This is a genomic window from Pseudomonas baetica (genome assembly GCF_019733355.1).
GTDB lineage: Bacteria > Pseudomonadota > Gammaproteobacteria > Pseudomonadales > Pseudomonadaceae > Aquipseudomonas > Aquipseudomonas baetica_A.
On the sequence record NZ_JAIHLQ010000001.1, the window covers coordinates 192791 to 216581 of the forward strand.

The 23791-nt window shown below is 58.3% G+C and carries 19 protein-coding genes; 7 read left to right on the forward strand and 12 right to left on the reverse strand.

Features of this window, described 5'->3' with window-relative positions; all coding sequences use genetic code 11:
* Positions 1–91 precede the first annotated feature (91 nt).
* Positions 92–2071, forward strand: coding sequence for a bifunctional tRNA (5-methylaminomethyl-2-thiouridine)(34)-methyltransferase MnmD/FAD-dependent 5-carboxymethylaminomethyl-2-thiouridine(34) oxidoreductase MnmC (gene mnmC, locus K5E40_RS00875; protein WP_221729281.1), 1980 nt, complete (start codon positions 92–94; stop codon positions 2069–2071).
* Positions 2072–2074: 3 nt separating this feature from the next.
* On the opposite strand, the gene K5E40_RS00880 is transcribed toward mnmC, so the two are convergent.
* Positions 2075–6910, reverse strand: a complete 4836-nt coding sequence (locus K5E40_RS00880) for an NEL-type E3 ubiquitin ligase domain-containing protein (protein WP_221729282.1) — start codon at positions 6908–6910, stop codon at positions 2075–2077.
* 251 nt (positions 6911–7161) lie between these two features.
* Here K5E40_RS00880 and K5E40_RS00885 point away from each other — a divergent pair, with 251 nt between their 5' ends.
* From K5E40_RS00885 to K5E40_RS00905, 5 genes are all read left to right on the forward strand, one after another.
* Positions 7162–8553 carry a dermonecrotic toxin domain-containing protein gene (locus K5E40_RS00885; protein ID WP_221729283.1) on the forward strand — a complete coding sequence of 464 codons (1392 nt, stop codon included), beginning with the start codon at positions 7162–7164 and terminating at the stop codon, positions 8551–8553.
* 217 nt (positions 8554–8770) lie between these two features.
* Complete coding sequence (locus K5E40_RS00890) at positions 8771–10543, forward strand: N-acetylglutaminylglutamine amidotransferase (protein ID WP_221729284.1); 1773 nt, start codon at positions 8771–8773, stop codon at positions 10541–10543.
* 3 nt (positions 10544–10546) lie between these two features.
* Positions 10547–12295 (forward strand): N-acetylglutaminylglutamine synthetase, encoded by a 1749-nt coding sequence (gene ngg / locus K5E40_RS00895; protein ID WP_221729285.1) that lies wholly within the window; start codon positions 10547–10549, stop codon positions 12293–12295.
* A gap of 165 nt (positions 12296–12460) precedes the next feature.
* Positions 12461–13651: an osmoprotectant NAGGN system M42 family peptidase gene (locus K5E40_RS00900; protein WP_221729286.1), complete on the forward strand. Its 1191-nt coding sequence runs from the start codon at positions 12461–12463 to the stop codon at positions 13649–13651.
* 148 nt (positions 13652–13799) lie between these two features.
* The gene (locus K5E40_RS00905) at positions 13800–14027 is read left to right on the forward strand and encodes a YheU family protein (protein ID WP_003192759.1); all 228 of its coding nucleotides are present in this window, start codon (positions 13800–13802) and stop codon (positions 14025–14027) included.
* A 5-nt stretch (positions 14028–14032) separates the two neighbouring features.
* Here the strand turns inward: K5E40_RS00905 and csrA are convergent, their stop codons facing one another.
* From csrA to K5E40_RS00920, 3 genes are all read right to left on the reverse strand, one after another.
* Positions 14033–14218, reverse strand: coding sequence for a carbon storage regulator CsrA (gene csrA / locus K5E40_RS00910; protein WP_221729287.1), 186 nt, complete (start codon positions 14216–14218; stop codon positions 14033–14035).
* Positions 14219–14356: 138 nt separating this feature from the next.
* Positions 14357–14689 carry a YnfA family protein gene (locus tag K5E40_RS00915; protein ID WP_221729288.1) on the reverse strand — a complete coding sequence of 111 codons (333 nt, stop codon included), beginning with the start codon at positions 14687–14689 and terminating at the stop codon, positions 14357–14359.
* 65 nt (positions 14690–14754) lie between these two features.
* A complete protein-coding gene (locus K5E40_RS00920) occupies positions 14755–15570 on the reverse strand; it encodes an SDR family oxidoreductase (protein WP_221729289.1) in 816 nt (271 codons plus the stop codon).
* A 299-nt stretch (positions 15571–15869) separates the two neighbouring features.
* Here K5E40_RS00920 and K5E40_RS00925 point away from each other — a divergent pair, with 299 nt between their 5' ends.
* Positions 15870–16028, forward strand: a complete 159-nt coding sequence (locus K5E40_RS00925; RefSeq protein ID WP_221729422.1) for a DUF3309 family protein — start codon at positions 15870–15872, stop codon at positions 16026–16028.
* Between the two features lie 72 nt (positions 16029–16100).
* On the opposite strand, the gene K5E40_RS00930 is transcribed toward K5E40_RS00925, so the two are convergent.
* From K5E40_RS00930 to K5E40_RS00965, 8 genes are all read right to left on the reverse strand, one after another.
* A complete protein-coding gene (locus K5E40_RS00930; protein WP_221729290.1) occupies positions 16101–18194 on the reverse strand; it encodes an LTA synthase family protein in 2094 nt (697 codons plus the stop codon).
* A 316-nt stretch (positions 18195–18510) separates the two neighbouring features.
* The gene (locus K5E40_RS00935; protein WP_221729291.1) at positions 18511–19116 is read right to left on the reverse strand and encodes an START domain-containing protein; all 606 of its coding nucleotides are present in this window, start codon (positions 19114–19116) and stop codon (positions 18511–18513) included.
* A gap of 41 nt (positions 19117–19157) precedes the next feature.
* On the reverse strand, positions 19158–19412 hold the full coding sequence (locus K5E40_RS00940) for a YkgJ family cysteine cluster protein (protein WP_221729292.1): 255 nt from the start codon (positions 19410–19412) through the stop codon (positions 19158–19160).
* A gap of 165 nt (positions 19413–19577) precedes the next feature.
* Complete coding sequence (locus K5E40_RS00945) at positions 19578–20048, reverse strand: translation initiation factor 2 (protein ID WP_221729293.1); 471 nt, start codon at positions 20046–20048, stop codon at positions 19578–19580.
* Positions 20049–20126: 78 nt separating this feature from the next.
* Entirely contained in the window at positions 20127–21566 is a 1440-nt protein-coding gene (locus K5E40_RS00950; RefSeq protein ID WP_221729294.1) for a PLP-dependent aminotransferase family protein, read from the reverse strand.
* A 201-nt stretch (positions 21567–21767) separates the two neighbouring features.
* A complete protein-coding gene (locus K5E40_RS00955) occupies positions 21768–22580 on the reverse strand; it encodes an OmpA family protein (protein ID WP_221729295.1) in 813 nt (270 codons plus the stop codon).
* Positions 22577–22933, reverse strand: coding sequence for a DUF4398 domain-containing protein (locus K5E40_RS00960; protein ID WP_221729296.1), 357 nt, complete (start codon positions 22931–22933; stop codon positions 22577–22579). The genes K5E40_RS00955 and K5E40_RS00960 overlap by 4 nt, the downstream gene beginning before the upstream one ends.
* Positions 22934–22942: 9 nt before the next feature.
* Positions 22943–23776 carry an ABC transporter substrate-binding protein gene (locus K5E40_RS00965; protein WP_221729297.1) on the reverse strand — a complete coding sequence of 278 codons (834 nt, stop codon included), beginning with the start codon at positions 23774–23776 and terminating at the stop codon, positions 22943–22945.
* Positions 23777–23791 lie beyond the last annotated feature (15 nt).

Here is a 23791-nt window from a genome sequence, read left to right on the forward strand (position 1 = left end):
TCATTGAGTCATCGACGCCAAGCCTTGCCATGGATCAAGCACCCTGTGCGCGATCGGCTAGAATGGCGGCCTTGTCGTTGCCGAGCCTGCCATGAAAGCCGTATTGCCACACGCCCAACTCGACTGGGATGACCAGGGACGCCCGCGTTCGCGAGTGTTTGATGACGTGTATTTTTCCGACCAGTCAGGTCTGGATGAAACCCGTTATGTGTTCCTCGAACAGAACCGTCTCGCCGAACGTTTTGCTGCGTTGCCAGCGGGTGGGCACTTGGTCATTGGCGAAACGGGCTTCGGCACCGGCCTGAATTTTCTCTGTGCCTGGCAGTTGTTCGAGCAACACGCCTGTGCCGGTGCGCGGTTGCATTTTGTCAGCGTCGAAATGTACCCGTTGAGCCCGGCGGATCTGCAACGCGCCTTGGCATTGTGGCCAGAACTCAAGCCGCTGGCTGATCAATTGCTGACCCATTACGTGGCGATCCATCAGGGCTTTCAGCGCATCACACTGGCGAATGGCCGAGTGACATTGACGCTGCTGATCGGCGATGCGCTGGAGCAATTGCCGCAACTGGACGCTCGGATTGATGCGTGGTTTCTCGACGGATTCGCCCCGGCGAAAAACCCGCAGATGTGGACCGCCGAACTGTTCGTTGAACTGGCGCGACTGGCGGCGCCGGGCTCAACCATCAGCACCTTCACCAGCACCGGTTGGGTGCGGCGTTTGCTCAACGCCGCCGGCTTCAAAATGAAGCGCACGCCGGGCATCGGGCACAAGTGGGAAATCCTGCGCGGCGAGTTCCTCGGCTGGCCGTCGGAGGTGGCCCCGCCAGCCCCGGAAAAACCCTGGTTCGCTCGCCCTGCCCCCACGACCGGTGAACGTCGGGCACTGGTGATCGGCGCAGGCCTTGCCGGTTGTGCCACCGCGGCGAGCCTCGCGTCACGCGGCTGGAAAGTGAGTTTGCTGGAGCGCCACGAGGCCGTGGCACAAGAAGCCTCGGGCAATCCGCAAGGCGTGCTGTATCTGAAACTGTCGGCCCATGGCACGGCGTTATCGCAACTGATCATCAGCGGCTTCGGTTACACCCGACGCCTGCTCGAAAGCCTGCAACGGGGCACCGATTGGGACGATTGCGGCGTGCTCCAACTGGCGTTCAATGCCAAGGAAGCCGAGCGCCACGCGCAGTTGGCCGCGGCGTTCCCGGAGGATCTGTTGCAGTGGCTCGATCAGCCCGAGGCGCAGGCCCGCGCCGGTGTCGGCCTGGACCACGGCGGTTTGTACTACCCCGAGGGTGGCTGGGTGCATCCGCCCGCGTTGTGCCAGGCGCAGGCCACACAACCGAACATCGAACTGCTCAGCCACCGTGAGGCGCTGGAACTGCGCAAGGTCGATGATCAGTGGCAAGCCTTCGACGGCGACCGCTTGCTTGCCAGCGCTCCTGTCGTGGTACTGGCCGGTGCTGCCGAGATCAAGCGTTTTGCGCAAAGCGCCGAACTGCCACTCAAGCGCATTCGCGGGCAGATCACCCGCCTGGCGCAGACTGAACAAAGCCAGGCGTTGACGACGGTGGTGTGTGCCGAAGGCTACGTCGCCCCCGCGCGACGGGGTGAACACACCCTCGGTGCCAGCTTCGATTTCAACAGCGACGACCTGACCCCGACCACCGCCGAACACCAAGGCAATCTGGCGATGCTAGAAGAGATTTCCAGCGATCTGGTCTCTCGCCTGCACATCAGCGAACAGGCGGTCGAAACCCTTCAAGGCCGCGCCGCCTTGCGCTGCACCAGTCCCGACTACCTGCCGATTGTCGGCCCGCTCGCCGACCGCCATGCGTTCACTCACGCGTACGCGGCGCTGAGCAAGGATGCCCGGCAAGTACCGGACATCGCCTGCCCGTGGCTCGACGGTCTATATGTCAACAGCGGCCACGGTTCACGCGGTCTGATCACCGCGCCGCTGTCTGGCGAACTGCTCGCCGCTTGGCTGAACGACGAACCGTTGCCCTTGCCAAGAAGCGTGGCCGAGGCCTGTCACCCCAACCGATTCGTATTGCGCCAACTGATTCGCGGCAAATAGACCTCAAGCATCGGGCATTGCGCAGAGGCCCAGATCCCCCAAGCGAATGGCCTCTCCCGTCAGGCGCTTGAGCACAGCCTCTTCGGCCTGCTCCCGTTCGAGCCTGATGACGTCCATCTGGTTCAGGTAATCGGCCGTGGAGAGTTTGCTCGCCTGTTCGAACACCGCGTCCAGCCGCGCCGGAAAGGTTTCCTCGAGGCTCGCGAATTGCCTGGGATACGTGCGCTTCAAGTACTCGCACCAGAACGGCTGACGCAGCAGGAACGTCAGCCATTCGGAAGACAGCTCAGCGACACTGATCCTGTTCCTGGCAGTCTCCAGATTGGCTTCGGTCACCCCGCCCAGGATGGCAAAACGCATATGACGCGGCTGTCCCGGCAGATCGAACTCTTCGGCCAGCCCGATGCGATAAGCCAGGTTCACCTCCAGCGGATCAGCACTGGCATCGTTAAGCGCATGCTCATGGGCAATCTGATCCAGTTTGTCCAGCCGAAACAGGCCTCGGCCAAGTTTGAGCAACGGGTGTACAGAGGTCACTCGGCCACCGGCAAGCCTGGTGATCTTGTTGACTTCCACAGCGAGTTCGAGCTGGCTGAAGTTGACGGCTGCGCTGTCCGTGCAATTGATCGGGTTGGCGGCCAGATCGAACACTTGCTCACTCAGGATCGCATCGGTTTGGGCAGCCTCAAGCACTGCCCAGACACGTCGACACGTGTCTTCGGCGACTTTTTCAGAGTCGGCGGTATTGCCCAGCTCCGCCAGTAAATGAAACAGGCCCTCGGCCCGGGGATCCTCCTTGAATAAGGTCCAGATCCGGTCACGCTGGGCCCAGTCCCCTCCGGCGCCGCCCTCGAACCACAGCGAACGCGCCTTCTGTTCATCGAGACGCGCGTTATCGTTCTCCAGATAGCCCATGCCGACACCCACATTGTTTCGATAGTCCGCCAGATGAGTCCTGCTGGCTAACGACAAGGGATTACCTCGCAGGTCCAGCGCCTCGCTGAAACGTCGCGAGGTCTTGAATAACCAATCCGGTAGCTGCTTGATCTGATTTTCGCGCAGATCGACCCAATCCAGGTGAGGCAGGCGTTCAAGACCTTTGGGCAGCTCCGTGACACGGGTGTCGCGCAGACACAGGGAACGTAAATCAAACATCTTGCCCACCTCCGGAGTCGCCCCCAGCGGGTTACTGTTCAGATTCAAGGAGTGCAGTGTGCGCAGGTTGGCAAGCTTCACCAGTGTATGTTCGGTCAGTTTGATCCGGTTACCCGCCAGACTCACCCGGGTCAGATCAGGCATGTGCGACAACACCTCAGGCAGGCGCGTGAGTGCGTTGCCGTCGAGGTCCACAGACTCGGCGTGCTTGAATGACTTGAGGAAATAAACCAGGTCGTCGCCCTGCTCCATGTTCTTGAGCGACAACTGCTGGATATGATCGAAATTCAACCCCGGTGGGAGCGTGGGCAACGTCCCCACCCGCATCCCGTCAAGATTCAATACACAGATCGATTTTCCACTTTCATCGGTGGCCAGAAAAAGCCGCCGAAACCCATCCTCGATCATCTCGGCCGTCGTCTTGCGGCTGTGCCGCACTTCACGCAAATCCCCCCCCATCAACGTCATGCCGGCCTGATCCTCAGTCCAGACTTCGAGCACCTTGCGCAGTTGCTCCAGATCACGGCGCAAACCTTTCACCCGTGTAGCGCGGGTCAGCGGATCATTGCCCGATCGATCAATAAACTCACTGGCCTGCGCCTCGGTAAAGCTGGGATAGAGCCTTCTCAACTTACGTAATAACGCGCGTGGATGAGCTGTCGCACGCATTGCATGATCGCCCTGAATGCAGGGGGGGTCGGAGACCAACGGCTCGAACTTGCCGGTGGTCAATACCCGGGCACTGGCCTCACGTTCGTCCAGCGCAATGTTCAGTAATTGACTGCGCAATCGGGCACTGTCGGCGGTCACCGGGTCAGCAAAACCCGCGGTTGTACGCTGAGCCGACGGGAGTGCCTTGAGGATCGCGGCATACAGGTTGTCTGGCTCCGACGCCACACGCCCCAGGGATTTACCGTCGCCAGTGAAGGCTTCGTAGCCGCCACTGGACTTGACCAGTGTGCAGGTATTCAAGGGCGTCGCCGCTTCGTTACCGATGGCTTCCAGTACCGGCCCGTTCAGCGTCTTGTCACGCAACGTCAGGCGCAGATTCGGGTCCCAGCCACTCAAACGGGGCAGTAACTGGATCGCCAGTTTTTCACTATCGGCATTGGCCTCCTGCGGCACGAGCAAACCGCTCAGGGCACGGTCAAGGCGCACGGCGGCAGTGGCATGGCGGACTTTCTGCGCCAAGCGCAAAGGCAGGCGCCCGGTTGAGCGCAAATGCAGACGCTCGATGCTCGGCGCCTGGTCAATCAGGCGCTGAGCATAGCGCGCAGGAATCTCGGCGAACGCGCTGCGTAATGTCTTGACCTCGTCAGCCTCACTCTGGTCGTAGCGTTGATACATACGATCGAAAATCGATCGACGCTCAGCCTTGAACAAGGCTCCCAGTTTCTTCGCCAACGCTTGCTTTTGCGAGCCGGCGCTGACCTTGCCCCCCAGCATGGCCTCAACCTCGCGCGGGGAGAGGGCATCGATCACCGACTGCAACAACTGTCCTTCGGCCAATTGCTCTTGCGTGACCTCCACACTGAGCGCAGCGACGCGAATATTGGTCGCGGGATAGGTTGCCGTGACGTCTCCTTCGCTATCGATGACCTTGATGTAGCGGTCTGTCGGCCAGCCTGGCATCTGCGGCAAGCAATGCAGTTGTTCCTGCAAAGGTTGGCCTGCGTGAATGTCCCCACGTTCAAGCTCAGCGGTGAGTTGGCTTGACTGACGCTCGATCTGCAGGCGTTCCACGGTGTCGCGTAACCGGGCAGGCAAGGCCAGATTATCGTTAAAAACCCGGTGCAATTGATCGTGGGAGATTTCGCTGATTCGGCGAATCATGTCCAGATCCGTGTCCGAGAACTCACTCAGACGCGGATCGATACGCTTGAGGGTATAGGGGGCGCTATTCCACGTTTCGGCATCTTCAGCCGCCAGTCGCCAGCCACCCTCGACGTGTTGCTCAAGCCCGGGAGCATAGGCTTTCGGGCGCTCGGGATGATCGAGGTGCCAGACCTTCGTGTCGGGATCGACTGACCCGCTGAATGTTCCATGGTCGACCCGGCCGACGGTTTTTTCCTTGAGCGGATACAACTCGACGGAGTCATCGGCCATCGTGATTCCGGCTGGCAGCCGATGTTCATACGAGGTGAGATCTGGCCTCCAAAGGCGCGGTTTACCGGCCCTATCCAGAATCGCGGTGAACTGCCCGAAAAACTCCGGATGGGCCCGAACCAGTTTGCGTCCCAGCGTGCCCACCGCCTTCTGTCCACCAGCGAACACGCCCATCAGCGCAATGTCTTCCGCCACGCTGAGCAGATGCGACAGCGCCTCCTGCTGGTCGCCCCGCTGCCAGTCCTCGACCCCCTCATACACTTGCGCCAGAAGTTGGCCAACCGCGACGCCCATCATCAACTGACCAACAACCGGCACGAAAAAACCCGCCACCGTCGCAATGGTCACACCCAGCTCCAGAAAACCCAGCAAGCGTTTCTGTCGCACATCCTGATCGATATCGGCCGTCGGCACAGCGAGTTTGCGGGCGTCGATCTGCATCTTGCCGACATGGCTTTGCAACATGAACTCGAACAGCGGCACAGCAATTGGCAACTGCCGGATGTGGCCCAAATCGGCGGTGTCGGCGAAGGTCTTGAAGAAGTCCGCCTTGTCATCTTCATCAATGCTGTTGGCGAAGTAATCCTGGTAGCTCTTGTCACTCAGCTTTTGCGTGAGGTACTCCTTGAACGCAGTGAAGCTCGAGTACTCATACAGAGGCCTCTCGGGCTCGTTAGCCATGTACACCAGACACTGCTCGTTGGGGTATAACTCGATCGACCGGACTGCAAACACCACAACCCCCCAGATGCAACTGTCGAGCACCTCGATGCCGTGCATCATTAATGGACGATTGCTGTAGTGCAGGGTTTTCGCCGAGACCGCGCCGTCGGCGGCGATCAGCCTCTGCACGGTCTGCAGGCCAGCCGGTGTGATGTGCTGCCTGACTGCGGCCAGATACATGTCCAGTTGCAGCAGAAGTTTCTTCATCGCAGCGATGTCGCGGGTCATCGGACGGGTGGCCGTCACTTTACCGGCGTCGTCCACCAGGCCGAACACCTGCTGAAAATGCGCCTGATAACGCTTGCCCAGATCCAGTTCACGGCAGAATTTGGCGAACGACGCCGGCGTCAGTCCGGCCACGCCCGACGGTACGCTACTCACCCGCACCTGACTGCCGACGGGGTAGTTATCGGTCTCCTCGTCTTCGGTGAAATTCTGCATCGCCGCTTGCAGCAATGTCTGTGTGGCATGTGGAAAGGTTTGAATGCCCTCAGGGTCGGTAGAGGTTGGCGGGCAACCGCAATCAACCCCCGGCAAACTCAACAGATCCTTTTCAACATCGAAGACCGCCGACCACTTGGCATTCAGCGCGCTGGTCAACTCAGCAATACAAAAGGCATTCAGAGGTTTGAGCTTGAGCAGATCCTTCTCGACCTTGAGTTGAATCGTGAGCAGGTCGCGCGCGGTTTGATCGAGCGCGACCAGCGTGCTGGTCGAACTGTTAAGCAACATTTCGGGCAGGCTCTTGCGCAGCGCCTCGGCGCTGTCCAGGTCTGCTGTGGCTTCCAGCAAGACGCCGAGAACTTCATTCTGAGTCGGCGCACGCGGTGCGGATTTATCCTGTGTGGTGGTCATCGGCAATAGTCCTTTATTGCAGGTTTGAGCTTTAACCTTATCCGCATCCACTTAAAATTAAAATAGAAGACCCCGACACCTGTAAATCACATTACAACAAACACACTTCACACAAAACCGTGCAATACATATCTATATTAAACATTCAAATACCAACCAAAAACACACTTGAAACCATTCAATAATAGAACTGTTTTCATCACGACAAACCCACATAACATGATGTCTCATTTACGAAAGGGACTTCCCGCATGACTTTACCAACAAACACCCCGCCCGCCACGATATCGGACGTTGACGCCAGCGCGAACATTTCCGATGACGTCCAGGTTCAGGACAAGGCAACTGCCGTGCAACGTTTCATCACCCACGGTATGGCAAAAGAAGATTCCGCCAGGCTGGCCGGATTGCGCGCAACGCTCGATGAAGCGCTGCCCTATCAGACTTATATTGATGAGCTGGCAGGCAAGCTGGAAACACCGGAAAGTTTCTGCAAACGGGAACTTCACCGTGAACTGCTGCAAACCCATGGAACACGGCTCAGCGTCTACGACAGCATCAGACTGATGCCTGCAAACTCTACGGACGGTGAGTCATTTACCTATACCCTGCTGCAGGCGGCGATGCTGAACTTCACCGACGAAGAAGCGGCTCCCGGTTACTTCTCGAACGACAGCGAGATTTTGGACATGCTTGGCCAGGGATCCGCTGACGCCCCTGACACGATCAAGGTGTCTGCACAAGAATTTGCTGCTCTCAGTCGCAAGCTGGATCTGGGAGGTCAATACCAGAAACACATCGCCAGAACATTTAAAGTTTCAAACATTGATTTGATCGGCACGCGCCTGCACAAATTCAACATAAAACTCAACGCCTATGAAAAATACTTTAAAAGTCCCGATTTCCCTCTGCACCGGCTTCTTACCCTGCTGAAACTGACAAACGGAAACGGAGACATTTTCAATGGCGACATGTTTAACAACGGCAAAATAAAACTGCATTCGATACAGTTATTTGGCAAGTACACCACAGATGCCATTGTGATCACATGCCGTCCGACTGATCAGTCGCCAATCGACCATAACATCGTATACATACCCAACGACCCGGGTGACGGCTTTTACAACGACGACAACGAAGATCAATCCAAATATCGATTCTCCATCAACTTCCTTACAAATAACGAATTCCGAACACTCATCTTCTCCCAACTCACCAATACCGAGCAAAATGAAATAAGGGCAATGGATCTGAGTAGTATTTCGTTTGTCAACGACATAACGTTTATTCCGTTAAAGAAAGGGCTGTGCAAACATCTCTTCGATCGCTATCTGGATAAATTCTCCGTGGATGCAAGAGACATTGCGGTGCCGCTCGCCAATGTCAACGAACCCGCCTACGCCAATAGGCGCGAAGCGCGTACCTTGCTTCAGAGAGGACGACTATCCGTCAGCCCACCCCATGATTTCAGCAGCCGCTTGCGCACTTACGCCACGGATCAACTGCTGGCCTCCGTGTTCGCCGGCCTGGGCAGTTGGACCGCCATCGAGAAGTACAATGCCCTGTCACGGCTGCTGGATCTGAAAAAACGATTGTCCGCGCCTGATACCGAACAACACGGATTGCCGGTGGACGCCAACTGACAATTATTCAAAAAACATCGTCGCCCCATCCGTTCAATTATCAGCAATCAGCGAAGACTCAACGACCGCTCATTGCGCAGCAGCGATAGCTCCAAAACCAGCCTTATAACTTATCGTTCTAAAACTCCGTTTAACGAGGGGGGTCAGTTTCCGGGTACCCTGTTTATTGAGTAGTACTGCTTGACCCCTCCCCAACGGAAAAACCGGTAAGGACTTTATGTGCGGATTAGCTGGCGAGTTACGCTTTGATCATCAACCTGCAGACCTTGCAGCCATTGAGCGAATCACCCATCACCTGGCCCCTCGTGGCCCCGACGCGTGGGGCTTCCACGCACAAGGGCCGATTGCCCTGGGCCATCGTCGCCTGAAAATCATGGACCTCTCGGACGGCTCGGCGCAGCCGATGATCGACAGTCAATTGGGCCTGTCTCTGGCCTTCAACGGCGCAATCTACAACTTCCCTGAACTGCGAGCCGAACTCGAAGCGCTCGGTTATGCCTTCTATTCCGGTGGCGACACCGAGGTGCTGCTCAAGGGCTTTCACGCCTGGGGTGAAGCGCTGCTGCCGAAACTCAACGGCATGTTTGCCTTCGCCATTTGGGAGCGCGATGCACAGCGCTTGTTCATCGCCCGTGACCGTCTCGGCGTAAAGCCGTTGTACCTGTCGCGCACCGGTCAGCGCCTGCGCTTTGCCTCAGCCCTGCCGGCGCTGCTCAAGGGCGGCGATATCAACCCGATCCTCGATCCGGTGGCGCTCAATCACTACCTGAATTTCCACGCAGTGGTACCGGCCCCGCGCACCCTGCTGGCCGGCATTGAAAAACTGCCGCCCGCCACCTGGATGCGCATTGAAGCCGATGGCACCACCGAGCAGAAAACCTGGTGGACCCTGCCCTACGGCCCACACGACGACGAGAAGAACCTCACCCTCGAAGACTGGACCGATCGCGTACTCGACAGCACCCGCCAAGCCGTGGCGATCCGTCAACGTGCGGCGGTGGATGTCGGCGTGCTGCTGTCCGGCGGCGTCGATTCGAGCATGCTCGTCGGTCTGTTGCGTGAAGTGGGCGTGGAAAACCTGTCGACCTTCTCGATCGGTTTTCAGGATGCCGGTGGCGAGCGCGGGGATGAGTTTCAGTATTCGGATCTGATCGCCAAACACTACGGCACTCAGCACCATCAGTTGCGTATCGACGAGAAAGAGATCATCGAGCAATTGCCTGCGGCGTTTCGCGCCATGAGCGAGCCGATGGTCAGCCACGACTGCATCGCGTTCTATCTGCTGTCGCGTGAAGTGGCCAAGCACTGCAAGGTTGTGCAGAGCGGCCAGGGTGCCGACGAGTTGTTCGCCGGTTATCACTGGTACCCGCAAGTGGACGGTGCGCCAGACCCTTACGCGGCCTATCGCGAAGCGTTTTTCGACCGCAGCTACGACGACTACGCCGCCACCGTGCAACCGAAATGGCTGACCGCCAATGACGCCGCCGGCGACTTCGTGAAAGAACATTTCGCACAGCCCGGTGCCGATGCCGCCGTGGACAAAGCCCTGCGCCTGGACAGCACGGTGATGCTGGTGGACGACCCGGTCAAACGCGTCGACAACATGACCATGGCTTGGGGTCTGGAGGCGCGAACGCCGTTTCTCGATTATCGACTGGTCGAACTGTCGGCGCGGGTTCCCGGCCAGTTCAAGCTGCCCGACGGTGGCAAACAAGTGCTCAAGGAAGCGGCACGTCGGGTCATCCCGAGTGAAGTGATCGACCGCAAAAAAGGCTACTTCCCGGTGCCGGGCCTCAAGCATTTGCAAGGCGACACGTTGAACTGGGTGCGTGAACTGTTGCTTGATCCGAGCCAGGATCGCGGTCTGTTCAACCCGGCCATGCTCGACAAATTGCTGACTGACCCACAAGGCCAACTGACGCCGTTGCGTGGTTCGAAGCTGTGGCAACTGGCGGCCCTGAACCTGTGGCTCAGTGAACAAGGAATCTGATCGATGAAACCCCACGCCACGGCTTACAGCCAGCGCCTGTTGCGCGGTCAGACTCCGTCCTATGAACGTTTGCAGGCGCGGCTGGCCGAGGACGGCAGCGAACTGGCCGCCGATCCGATCGCCGTGCATTGCGGCTGGGGCCGATTGCTGATCGGCCACACCTTTCCTGACTCGGCAACGCTGGCCCAGGAGTTGCTCAACGAGCAACAAGGCGAGCGAGATATCGCGCTGTATGTTGCCGCGCCGCAACAGATCCTCGGCCTCGAACCGACGCAGTTGTTTCTCGACCCCTCCGACACCTTGCGCCTGTGGTTCAGCGACTACCGCCAAGCGACCCGCGTGTTTCGTGGTTTCCGCATTCGTCGCGCGCAAAGCGAGGCAGACTGGCAGGCGATCAATCAGCTATACCAGGCGCGCGGCATGTTGCCGATCGATGCCCAACGGCTAACCCCGCATCATCAGGGCGGCCCGGTTTACTGGCTGGCCGAGGATGAAGACAGCGGCGCCGTGATCGGCAGCGTCATGGGTCTGAATCATCACAAAGCGTTCAAAGACCCGGAAAACGGTAGCAGCTTGTGGTGTCTGGCGGTTGATCCGCAATGCTCGCGCCCCGGCGTCGGCGAAGTGCTGGTGCGGCACTTGATCGAACACTTCATGAGTCGCGGCCTGAGCTACCTGGACCTGTCGGTGCTGCATGACAACCGTCAGGCGAAAAGCCTCTACGCCAAACTCGGTTTTCGCAATCTCTCGACCTTCGCCATCAAGCGCAAGAACGGCATCAATCAGCCGCTGTTTCTGGGACCTGGGCCTGAGGCGCAGTTCAATCCGTATGCGCGGATCATTGTCGAGGAGGCGCACCGTCGCGGCATCGATGTGCAGGTGGACGACGCCGATGCCGGACTGTTCACCCTCAGTCACGGTGGGCGCCGCGTGCGATGTCGCGAATCGTTGAGCGACCTGACCAGCGCCATCAGCATGAGTCTGTGTCAGGACAAAAGCCTGACGCACAACGTGTTGAAGGCGGCGGGGCTCAACCTGCCCTCGCAGCAATTGGCGGGCAACGCCGACGACAACCTGGCGTTTCTCGATGAGCATCAGCGAGTGGTGGTCAAGCCGCTTGATGGTGAACAGGGTCAAGGTGTGGCGGTGGATTTGCAGAGCATTGAAGAGGTGCAGCAGGCCATCGAAGCAGCGAAACAGTTTGATAGCCGGGTGCTGTTGGAAAGCTTTCACGAAGGGCTGGATCTGCGGATTCTGGTGATCGGTTTTGAAGTCGTTGCGGCGGCGATTCGTCGTCCGGCCGAGGTGGTCGGTGATGGCCAGCATTCGATTGGCGCGCTGATCGAAGCCCAGAGTCGCCGCCGGCAAGCGGCCACCAGCGGCGAAAGCAAGATCCCGCTGGATCACGAAACCCAGCGCACCTTGCACGCGGCCGGTTATGACTACAGCAGCATCCTGCCAGCGGGCGAATCGCTGTTTGTGCGGCGCACGGCCAATCTGCACACCGGCGGTACGCTGGAAGACGTCACGGCGATTCTGCATCCAACCCTGATCGATGCAGCGGTACGCGCAGCGCGGGCACTGGACATTCCGATGGTCGGCCTCGACCTGATGGTGCCGGCGGCGGATCAGCCGGAGTACGTGTTTATCGAAGCCAACGAGCGCGCCGGATTGGCCAACCATGAGCCGCAGCCGACAGCCGAGCGGTTTGTCGATTTGCTGTTTCCGCACAGTCAGCCAGCTAACTCGTAATGATGCGGCGCCTCGGCTGACGTGTTCGCGAGCAAGCCTGCTCCCACAGGTTTTGTATTCACCTCACAACCTGTGGGATCTGGCCTGCCAGCGATCAGGCCAGATCAGGCACCCCAAATTCTCCTCATCGAAACCATCGATGTGCTCAACCCATCAGGAGTTTCCATGACCCTCCAAATTCCCGAACCAGACCTCAACTACCTGCAAAAAGTCCTGTTGGAAATGCTCGCCATTCCCAGCCCGACAGGGTTCACCGACACCATCGTGCGTTACGTCGCCGAACGTCTGGAGGAACTCGGCATTCCCTTCGAGATGACCCGTCGTGGCACCATCCGCGCGACGCTCAAGGGCAAGAAAAACAGCCCTGACCGCGCGGTCTCGGCGCACCTGGACACCATCGGCGCCGCTGTGCGCGCCGTCAAAGACAACGGTCGCCTGACCCTCGCCCCGGTCGGTTGCTGGTCGAGCCGTTTCGCCGAAGGCAGTCGCGTCAGTCTGTTTACCGACAACGGCGTGATTCGCGGCAGCGTGTTGCCGCTGATGGCCTCCGGACACGCGTTCAACACGGCCGTGGATGAGATGCCCATCAGTTGGGATCATGTGGAGTTGCGTCTGGACGCCTATTGCGCGACCAAGGCTGACTGCGAATCGCTGGGCATCTGCGTCGGCGACGTAGTGGCGTTCGATCCGCTGCCGGAATTCACCGAAAGCGACCATATCAGCGCTCGTCACCTGGATGACAAAGCGGGGGTCGCGGCATTGCTGGCGTCACTCAAAGCCATCGTCGACAGCGGTCAGGAACTGATGATCGACTGTCACCCGCTGTTCACCATTACCGAAGAGACCGGCAGCGGCGCAGCGGCGGCATTGCCGTGGGACGTCAGCGAATTCGTCGGCATCGACATTGCGCCGGTCGCGCCGGGGCAGCACTCCAGTGAGCATGCGGTGAGTGTGGCGATGCAGGATTCCGGCGGGCCTTACGACTATCACCTGTCACGACATTTGCTGCGTCTGGCCAGCGAGAACGAGTTGCCGGTGCGCCGGGACCTGTTCCGCTATTACTTCAGCGACGCGCATTCGGCGGTGACCGCCGGCCATGACATCCGGACCGCCCTGCTCGCCTTTGGCTGCGATGCGACGCACGGTTATGAGCGCACGCACATCGACAGTCTGGCGGCACTTAGTCGACTGCTGGGGGCTTACATTCTGAGTCCTCCGGTGTTCGCCAGCGATGCGGCGCCGGCCAATGCGTCGCTTGATCGCTTCAGTCATCAGATTGAGCACGAGACGCAAATGGAGAGTGATACACGCGTGCCGTCGGTGGACAGTCTGGTAGGGCAACGTTCGGACAGTTAAATCCATGGTGCCCGGACCGCTCCCACCGTTGGAATACGTTTCACTGTGGGGGCGGACTTGCTCGCGAAGGGCCGGCACAGGCAACACAAAACTGGCAGCCAAACATCAATCGCCGTAGCATCCCGACATTGATTTAGCCGAGGTGCCCATGCTCATCCCCTACGACGCTCTTGAAGTCGACACCCTCACTCGCCTGATCGAGGATTTCGTCACCCGCGACGGTACCGACAACGGCGACGACACGCCGCTGGAAACCCGTGTGCTGCGTGTGCGTCAGGCGCTGACCAAAGGCCAGGCGCTGATCGTCTTCGATCCGGAAAGCGAGCAGTGCCAGTTGATGCTCAAGCACGACGTGCCCAAGCACCTGTTCGACTGAAGCCCTTAGCGGGCCTTTTGCCTGGCCTGCTGACGCTGGATCCGTTCGTAGACCTCCGCGCGATGCACATTGACGTTCTGAGGCGCCTCGACGCCAAAGCGCACACTGGAACCGTTCACTGACAGAACGCGCAGGGAAATATCGTCACCGATTGAGATCAACTCACCAACGACACGGCTGAGTACAAGCATGAGATTCGTCCTTCAGGGTTAGCGAACGCTGAAGATGCGCGGCTTGCGTGCGCCCCACAATGCATGGTCGGCAAATCAGTCTTGCCCTACACCCCCTCCAGCGCAGGACTGTCAGATACGTCCCACAAAACCATCAGTTCAAGCGGCACAAAAGCGCGGCCCGAATAGAATCACGCTCGCACCGATCACACACAACGCCACACCAATCCAGTCCGAACCCAGTGGACGAACCCGCTCCACCACTGCCAGCCAACCAATCGAAGCCACAATGTAGATCCCGCCATAAGCGGCATAGGCGCGACCGGCATAGGCCGCTTCGACACGGGTCAACAACAGGGCGAACAGCGTCAGACTGAGCAGCGCCGGGATCACCCACAGAGCGCTTTTGCCTTGACGCAGCCACATGAAGAAGGCGAAACAACCGGCGATTTCAAACAGCGCCGCGAGGAAGAACCACAAGTAATTGAGCATTGACGCGTCTCGACAGGATGACCATTGCCGCCACCCTAACGACGCATCCCCCCTTCAAGCAAGTTTCAAGCGTTGTTCTGCTTGGTCTTGGCGCGCATTTTGTCGGCCATGGTGGTCATTTCGTTGTAGAGCAGTTGCGGGTTCTTCTGCTTGATCGCCCAGGCCATACGGCCCTGTTCGTGAGGCAGGATCATGAACTCGCCTGCGGCCACTTGCTGATAGATGTAGTCAGCAATGTCCGCTGCGCTGATCGGCGAACTTTCCAGCAACTTTCCAACCTGCGCTTTCATCGCTGGGGTAGGCCCACGGAAGGAATCAAGCAAGTTGGTCTGGAAGAATGACGGGCAGACGACATGCACACCGACTTCCTGTTGCGCCAGTTCAATCAACAGGCTTTCCGACAACGCCACCACGCCAGCCTTGGCCACGTTGTAGTTGCTCATGGCCGGGCCTTGCATCAACGCCGCCATGGAGGCGATGTTGATGATTTTGCCCTTGCTTTGCTCAAGCAACGGCAGAAACGCCTTGCAGCCCTTGACCACGCCCATCAGGTTGATTGCGATCTGCCAATCCCAGTCCTCCAGCGACAATTCGCTGAAGAACCCTCCCGAGGCCACACCGGCGTTGTTGACGATGATGTCGATGCCGCCGAGTTTCTCTTCGCACGCCTGAGCAAACGCGGTGAGCTGGCTGTAATCACGTACATCGCAGCGTTGAATAAAACCGTCGCCGCCGGCCTCGCGCACCTGTTTCAAGGTTTCTTGCAGGCCGGGTTCACTGACATCGGACAAGGCCAGTTGCCAGCCTTCACGCGCCCAGCGCAGCGCGATTTCGCGACCTAAACCCGAGCCCGCGCCAGTGATCATCATGCGATTTTGCATAGCAGACAGCCTTGTTGTTCCGGGGAAGATTCGCGCAGTGTAGCGAAGGATGTGCCGTCAGCCTCGCTCCATCAGATTGCTGAATGGTAGGAAAAAACCGTGGCGCGTTTGATTCGTTGGGAGGGACTAAGTTCTGAACTTTCGGAAGGGGAAAAAGAAATAAGCGAGCGATCCAAATACATTAAAAAAACATTGAATCTTCTTTCATTTGCACCAGTCGGAATTTATAAGCCGCCTGGAATTACTGAGTCTCCAGTCGACCTGAATACCAAGACTTCTCGAACGTTATCTACAAGGAAATCGACATGGGCACAATTCTTATCATTATCCTGGTCCTGTTGCTGATCGGTGGCCTGCCGGTCTTCCCGCACTCCAGAAGTTGGGGTTACGGTCCATCGGGCATTATCGGCGTGGTGCTGGTCGTGCTGGTCGTGCTGTTGTTACTCGGTCGGATATAACGATTCAAGCGTAAAAAAAGAGGCCCTTTTCAGGGCCTCTTTTTTGTTGCGTGGCATTTTATTGCGCGGGCATCAGTCTGGTTTGCCGCTGACCACACCGGCGGTGTTTTCAATCAGACTCTTGGTCGCCGTTTGCAAGAACGCCTCGAGTTTGAGTTTCAACTCAGCAGTGCGCGGAGCATCCGGAATGATCTCCCCACTCGGGTTGGCACCCAAATGGTACTGATAGATTTTCGGCGCCATTTCTTTCTCTTTCGGCAGCACCAGAACCTGGTCAGCCGTGACGATGGCGGTGGTCTGCTCGCTGCCCGACGGTTTGATCACACCAAAACCGGTGTCGCCTTCCGGCAGGTTGAGCAAGTCACGGCCCCAGCACTGATGGCGCACTTCGCCACCCAGACGCCCCATGATGGTCGGCACGATGTCGATCTGCGTACCCACGGTGTGGTCACGCGTACCGAACTTCTCCTGAATGCCCGGGGCGATCATCAGCATCGGTACGTAGAAGCGGCCCAAGTCCATTTCGGTGATCTGACGCTCGTTACCGAAACCGTGGTCGCCGACAATAACAAACAGGGTTTCTTTGAAGTACGGCTCTTTGCGCGCTTTCTCGAAGAACTGGCCCAGCGCCCAGTCGGAGTAACGCATGGCGGTCAAATGCTCGTTCAGCGAGCCACGATCGGTGACGCGCTCAACCGGCAACGGCGTCGGCAAGGCGTAAGGCGTGTGGTTGGACAGGGTTTGCAGCAATGCGTAGAACGGCTTGCCGTTTTCGCGGGCCTTGAGTTCCTGCAGACCACGGTCAAACATGTCCTGGTCGGACACGCCCCACGTCGGATCGGAGAACACCGGGTTGACGAAGTCGTTACGGCCAACGAAGTTGGTCATGCCCTGGTTGCTGAAGAATCCTGACTGGTTGTCCCAGGCGAAGTCGCCGTTATAAACGTAAACATCGTCAAATTTACGCGCACTGAGCAACTGCGGCAGGCCGGACAGTTTGTGGCTGCCTTCCGGGGTCTGCATCAAGTATTCGAAACCTGGCAGGTTCGGGAAGCAGGCCATGGTGGCAAACATGCCCTGATGGGTGTGCGTGCCGTTGGAGAAGAAGCGATCGAACAGCAGACCTTCCTTCGACAGTTTGTCGAGGTATGGCGTGATGTTGCCCGGAGCCCCCAACGCGCCGACCGAGTGACCGGCCATGCTTTCCATCAGGATCACGACAACGTTTTTGATCGGCAGGGTCTTGTCCGCTGGCGGCGTGTAGTCACGGCGCACCGCAGCGATATCGGCATCGACCAGTTTGTCGTCCGGCATGACCAGCATCTCACGCACGACGTTCTGCGCTTGCTCTTGTGGCAGCGTGGCTTTCCAGATGTTGTTGCGATCCTCGCCCATCCGATCCTTCGCCGCCGCGATCAGCGACAGCGTGCCGTTGAGGCCGAGCTGGTTGGCGAAGTTCGAATTGGTGGTGTAGACGTCCCCCCAACGCAGCGGCGGGCCCTGACGCAGAGTGCCACGGGCGGCCACCACGCAAATCAGCAGACAGACCACGAACACCGCAAGGCGCGTATACCACGGCGCGACCTGACGCGTGCTGACACTGCCACCACTGAAAGGCCCGCGCGGGCGCGTGGCTCGGTCGGCGCCTTTGAACGCCAGCGTCAGGATCACGGTGCCGACAACCCACGCCAGCAGATAGCGAACCACCGGAAAACCGTACCAGAGCATGCTCATCACGGTTTTCGGGTCTTCTTTCACGTATTGGAACACCAGACCGTTAAGGCGCTGGTGGAACTCACGGTAGAAGTCCATCTCCATCAGACCGAGGAACAGGGCGATGCTCGATGCGAGGGTCAGCCACAGACGGAAAAATCCGCGCGCCGCCATGGCCCGGGCACTGAATAGCGCCAGTACCAGCGGAACGCAAACGTAGACCACCAGGCGCAAGTCGAAACGCAACCCATTGACGAAAGCTTCAAGGAACGTCGAAACCGGGGTATCGAGGATCATTTCGCGGTTGTAGACCAACAGCGCGAGGCGCAGCACGGAAAACATCACCATCATGACCAGTGCACAAAGCAGCGTGTAGGCCAGATGCGATTTGACGGTCGGTTGCAGTAGACGAGTAGAAGCTCGCTGCTGATTCAGGGCGTCCGGGATTGCCATGTCGTTTTAGGACCCATTGGAAGTTGAAGTTGCAAAATACAGCGGCGCCATGCCCTCTATTGGTCATTCCAGACCCCGGGGCTTGCGCGGTGCGCAAATGTTGCACGATCACCCGCACCATTGCCATTGATTAGTGCCCCGCCACCAGACACTTTCATTTAAAGCGGCGGCAGACAGGGACAGCGTGGAAACAGCGCGGGAGAATTGTCTTGGACGCTTTGTGAAAATTTCGTTCAACGCATATCTGGAAACACAATAAAAGCCATAAAACAAAACGCCCCGAATCAATCGGGGCGTTTTGCTGAATCCGTGGTGTTTACTTCTCGGCGAGCTCTTTCAGGGCTTTCAGAGTCTTGAACGGAGCATCAACGACAAACTTGTTGGCAACCATCGCCGGCACGCTGCCGCCTGGCTCCGTGTGCACTTGATAGGTCACTTCGACCTGATCGCCTTTTGGCACAAATTTCCAGAAGCCTTTGACCTGAGCCACCCGGACAAAACCTTTTTCCTCCGGAACATACTTCGGCACACCCTCCATGTTACGGGTCAGGCTGCCGTCGGCGCCTTCAACGGTCGTGATGTGCAGCACCGAATCACGCGGGGTGACCGGCCAAGGCGTGTTGAACTGGGTGTAAGTCCAGCTCTGATCACCTTCGTGCTTGAGCAGTTTCTGGGTCTTGCATTCGTGAATCCAGGCACAGGCGCCGGAAACGTCCTCCTGCAATGCACGCAGTTTGGCGACGGTGGTCTTCATCAGAGCGACGCCCTGATAGGACTTGTAGTCCGAACCCGGCACTTCGCTCAGGGAAACCTTGATGCCATCCTCGTTCTTGGCGACCTTCCAGTCTTCAGCCTGCGCGACCGAAGTCACCAGCACGGCAGTCAAACCACACAACACAGCGATACGATGCAGCGAACCCATAGTCTTATTCCTTATTGTTGAAGTTCCGTTCGTTTGACACATCAAGCCGCCGTCATTTGCTCCCACCAACCGATCAACTTGATCGCTTCTTCCTGGCTGCGGCCACAGACTTCGATATCGGCGGCGAAACCGGAACAGACAGCCGGGCGCTCTGGACGGCCGAAAATGTTGCACAGGTTTTCGACCGAGAGTTGCACGCAACGTTCGCCGGCAGGTTTGCCATCAGGCATGCCGGGAATCGCCGAACTGATGGAGGGGGCAATGCAGCAAGCGCCACAGCCTTCACGGCATTTCATGACGAACAAGTCCTCGCGACGGGCAATGTGTAAAAGGGACGCGGACAGAGTAACCGCTAAAACGGCTGTTTCAAATTCCCTGAACCGGGGTTTTTACGGATAAGTGAATATGACTGACCAGTCTGCGACAAAGCGTCTGCTTTGCGGGTCACAGACGGGTTGTAATTACTGCTTGAATTCGAAATCCAGCGCCGCACCATCAATATCCCGGCGCTCTTCGTTACGCAGTTGCAACTGCATTTCGTTGCTGAGTAAACGGCCATTGAGTTGGAAGCCGCTAGTTTTCTCGCCAAAAAACTGCGGCAGGATGCCCTCGTGCTTCGGCAGCGAAACGGTTCCCTTCGGCTTCAATTCCTGGACCATCTCCTTGGGCAAGCTCAAGTCCAGTGTTGCCGGCGGCAGCTTGGTTTTCGCCACCTCTCTGGCGGGTTTCGACTTGGAGGCGATGGGCGCGCGTTTTTTAACGATTTTCTGCTGGGGAGGCTTGGCTGGCAGTGCCTTTTTCGCCACTGACGGCTTTTTCGCTGCGCTCGTAGCCGCTGGTTTTTCTGAAGCTGCGGCCGCCACGACACCAGGTGCATGACCGATCATCAGCAAACAAAGCAAAACCCACATGGCAGGAAGAAACGCTTTCATGGACCCAACGACGCTAACGGCAGAGGGCCATATGCTCGCTTGTTGGACGTCACAAGACAAGTTTGACCCGCCACTCGCTCAAAATCCGCCAGCCGTTTCCTGACACAGTTGGGTCGCCAGAAGTCCCAGCGTCATCAACGCCCTCTCCGCCTCGCGGTTCCACGGGGTGCCACAGTTCAGGCGGATGCAGTGGTTGAACTGCTCGGTATTACTGAAGATCAGCCCAGGGGCGATGCTGATGCCCTGTTGCAGCGCACGAACATGCAATTCCTGAGTATTGACCCTGCCCGGCAGGCTCACCCACAGAATGAAACCGCCCGTGGGCCGGCTCATTTGCGTACCTTCGGGGAAGTACTGCTGCACCGCCAACTGAAACGCACTGAGATTTTTTCGGTATTCCTGGCGGATGTACCGTAAATGCCGGTCATAACCGCCATTCTCCAGATAAGCCGCAATCCCCATCTGCGTGACACTGCACGCCGAATGGGTACTGAAGGTCTGCAAGCGCTGAATTTCCTGCTGATACTTGCCAGCGATCATCCAACCGATGCGTACACCGGGCGACAAGGTCTTGGAGAAACTCGAGCAGTAAATCACCCGATCCAGTCGGTCATAAGCCTTGAGCGCCTTGGTGCGACCCTGTTCGAACATCAACTCGCCATAAATATCGTCTTCGACGATCTGGATATCGAAATCCGAAGCCAGACGCAGCAGTTGTTTCTGCCGCTCTTCAGGCATGGTGCCGCCCAATGGATTGCTCAGACGTGTGGTCAGCACCAACGCCTTGATCGACCATTGGTTGGCCGCCAACTGCAGAGCCTCCAAGCTCATGCCAGTGGCAGGGTCGCTGGGAATTTCGATGACTTTCAGACCCAACAGATCAGCCAATTGCAGCAGGCCGTAGTAAGTCGGCGACTCGGCGGCGATCAGATCGCCCGGCCGTGTCAGCACCCGCAACGACATCTGCAAGGCATCGACACACCCATGAGTGATCACCACTTCAGAGGGATCGACCACCACACCGGCGTCGCGCATACGGATCGCTACCTGCCGGCGCAGCGGTTCGAAACCAGGGCTGAACATGTAGCTGAACGCCCGTGGACTGTGGAACCGGGTGACCTTGGCCAATTGCTGATGAAGTGCGCGCACCGGCAAGTAATCGACACTGGGCACCGCGGCACCCAACGGGAATACGCCTTCACGGCGGGACTCGACCAGAACTTGTTGAATGATGCTGCTGCGGGTCACCAGACCTGGCCGTTCGACGCGGGCAATGTCGGGCGTCGGGGCCGTCAGCGCCGGGGTCTGGTGCACGTAATATCCGGACTGTGGCCGTGCGCGAATCAGCCCCTGATCTTCGAGATTGGCGTACGCCTGCAACACCGTCGCATGGCTGACGTTGAGTTGCGAACTCATCTTGCGCACCGAAGGCACGCGTTCCCCCGGTTGATAGACCCCACGGCGGATGTCTTCGGCCAGTTGCTGAGCAATACGTTGGTAGAGCAAGAGATTGGTCATGACGCAGCACTCGATTTCACGGGCATTTTATTCTTGTGTGAAACAATACCGGAACAGTTTAGAAGTGTACTGGGACAGTTGTCACTCTAGTCGACCATACAGTGCAGTGTCTGCCACAACTGTATTGATTTGCGAGCTATTCGACAGACGTAAAAAAGCCCGGTGCTGCCTGACAGCCCGGGCTTTCCAGTGACGCCGCCCTCAGCGGGCGGCGCCGAGCTGGCCTGTTTCGTCGGAGAAAACAATTTCCACACGACGGTTCTGTGCCCGCCCACGCTCGGAAGCGTTGGCGTCTACAGGGTATTCGTCGCCGTAACCTTCGACCTGAATGCGTTTTTCGTCGATGCCCAGATCCGTCAGCACATCGGCAACGGACTGCGCACGGTCGCGGGACAGTTTGAGGTTTTCCTGCTTACCACCGGTGCTGTCGGCATAACCCTCGATGCGCACCACGCGTTTCGGGTTGAGTTGCAGGAACTGGACGATTTTCAACACAACACGGTTGGCCGAGTTTTTCAGCTCGGCTTCCCCAGTGTCGAACAGCACATCACCGAGCGTCATCACCAGACCACGGTCGGTCTGCGTGGTCGCCAGCGCGACTATTTGTTCTTCAAGCCACTTGCCCTGCTGCTGCACGCTGAGCAGTTTCGATTCGCGCAGGGCCAGTTGCAGGCGCTGACGCTCCAGTTCGAGCTTGGACGCACGCTCCTCGTTGAGCACCTGATTGGTGTGCTCGCGGGCGATTTCACTGTAGCGCTGGCTGAGATAGGCGTAATGCACCACATCCGACCCGCTGCCCCAATAGGTCGACAGGCGATCGGCACGGGCCAGCGATTCACCGGCGCGGATCACGTCTTTCGGCGCGATGCGCAGCACGTTGGAATCTTCCTTCACTTTCTGGAAGTCGGCGCTGGCCCCTTGCAGAGCGGATTCGCTATGTTGACCCGCACAGCCGTAAAGACTGGCGCAACCGGCAAGAATGAAACCGCCGAGAACTCTGGAGTTGAGGCTCATTGGGCATCTCCCAGTTGCTTGCGCAGACGGATGATGCGGGTGTTGAGCACATTCAACTGTTCTTCACTCTTTTGGGTCAGCACTTTGGCTTCCGCCAGGCGAGCATCCAGTTCGGCCTGCTCGGCACGCATGCGCGCGTTCCGGTAGGACTCATCAGCCATGTTGCCCTTTGCCCGGTTGTATTTGGTTTCGGCCAGTTTCATTTCCGGCACGTCATCAGCGGTGGCACCGACAGCCTTGGCTTGAGTGATGGCCTGCTCGGTCAGACGCATTTGTTCATTGGGTGCCGGATCGGTCGCGCAACCGGCCATGGCCAGAACGGCCACAGCCGCGAAAAGAGGTCGAATACTCACTAAGAATCCCTACTGTTTTGGGGTACTGACAGGTTGTTGCGGCTGTTGCTGCTGCGCCTTCCAACGCTCGATATTGCGTTGCAGCACAGCTTCCGTCAGTCCGGACGCGGGCAATTCTGTCATCTTTTTGGCCAACTGTCCGCGCAACCACGGATCGTTGCACGCCGAGTTGTGGGAAACCGCGAGGAACAGCCCCGGTCGATCAATCGGTTGCTCGAAGGCCAACAGGTCATTGGCCATGCCCAATGCCTGTGCGGCTGCCATGCCCGAGTAGCGACCGGCGAGTACATATTCCACTTCACCCAGAAGCAATTTCTGAAAAGCCTGAGTGAGGTTTGCTGTCCGGGTCAGGGTCAATTGCTGCTCGGCGAAAGTACCGAATGCCTCGGTCATTCGAGACTTTTCCGACAACCCTCCGGTATGTCCGTGCAGGTCCTGCGCTTCGTTGTAGAGCAAGGTCGAGCCTTTGCGCGTCCACACCAGATAGTCGTTTTCCAGCAGCGGCGGATAGATGTAGTCGAGGTTTTCGAGCTCATTGAAGGTCAGCGGAGCATCCGCGAGCATGTCCATGCGCCCGCTGCGCACTTCATCCAGGGCTTGCGAGCGCTTGCCGGCGTAGAGCAATTGGACTTTGATGCCCAGGTCTTTGGCCACTTGCTGCAAAAGATCAGCACTGGCCCCCATCAATTGCTTGGGGTTCTGCGGGTCTTGCCACAGGTACGGCGGCGCGTCCGGGCTGCCGGTGACGACGAGACGTTCGCACTTGCCGGCGGCCGCGACCAACCCCGGCAACAGTGCCAATCCCAACAATAGCGAGCAGTGCAAGCTGCGGCGCAGTTCCATGGCAAAACGCTCCCA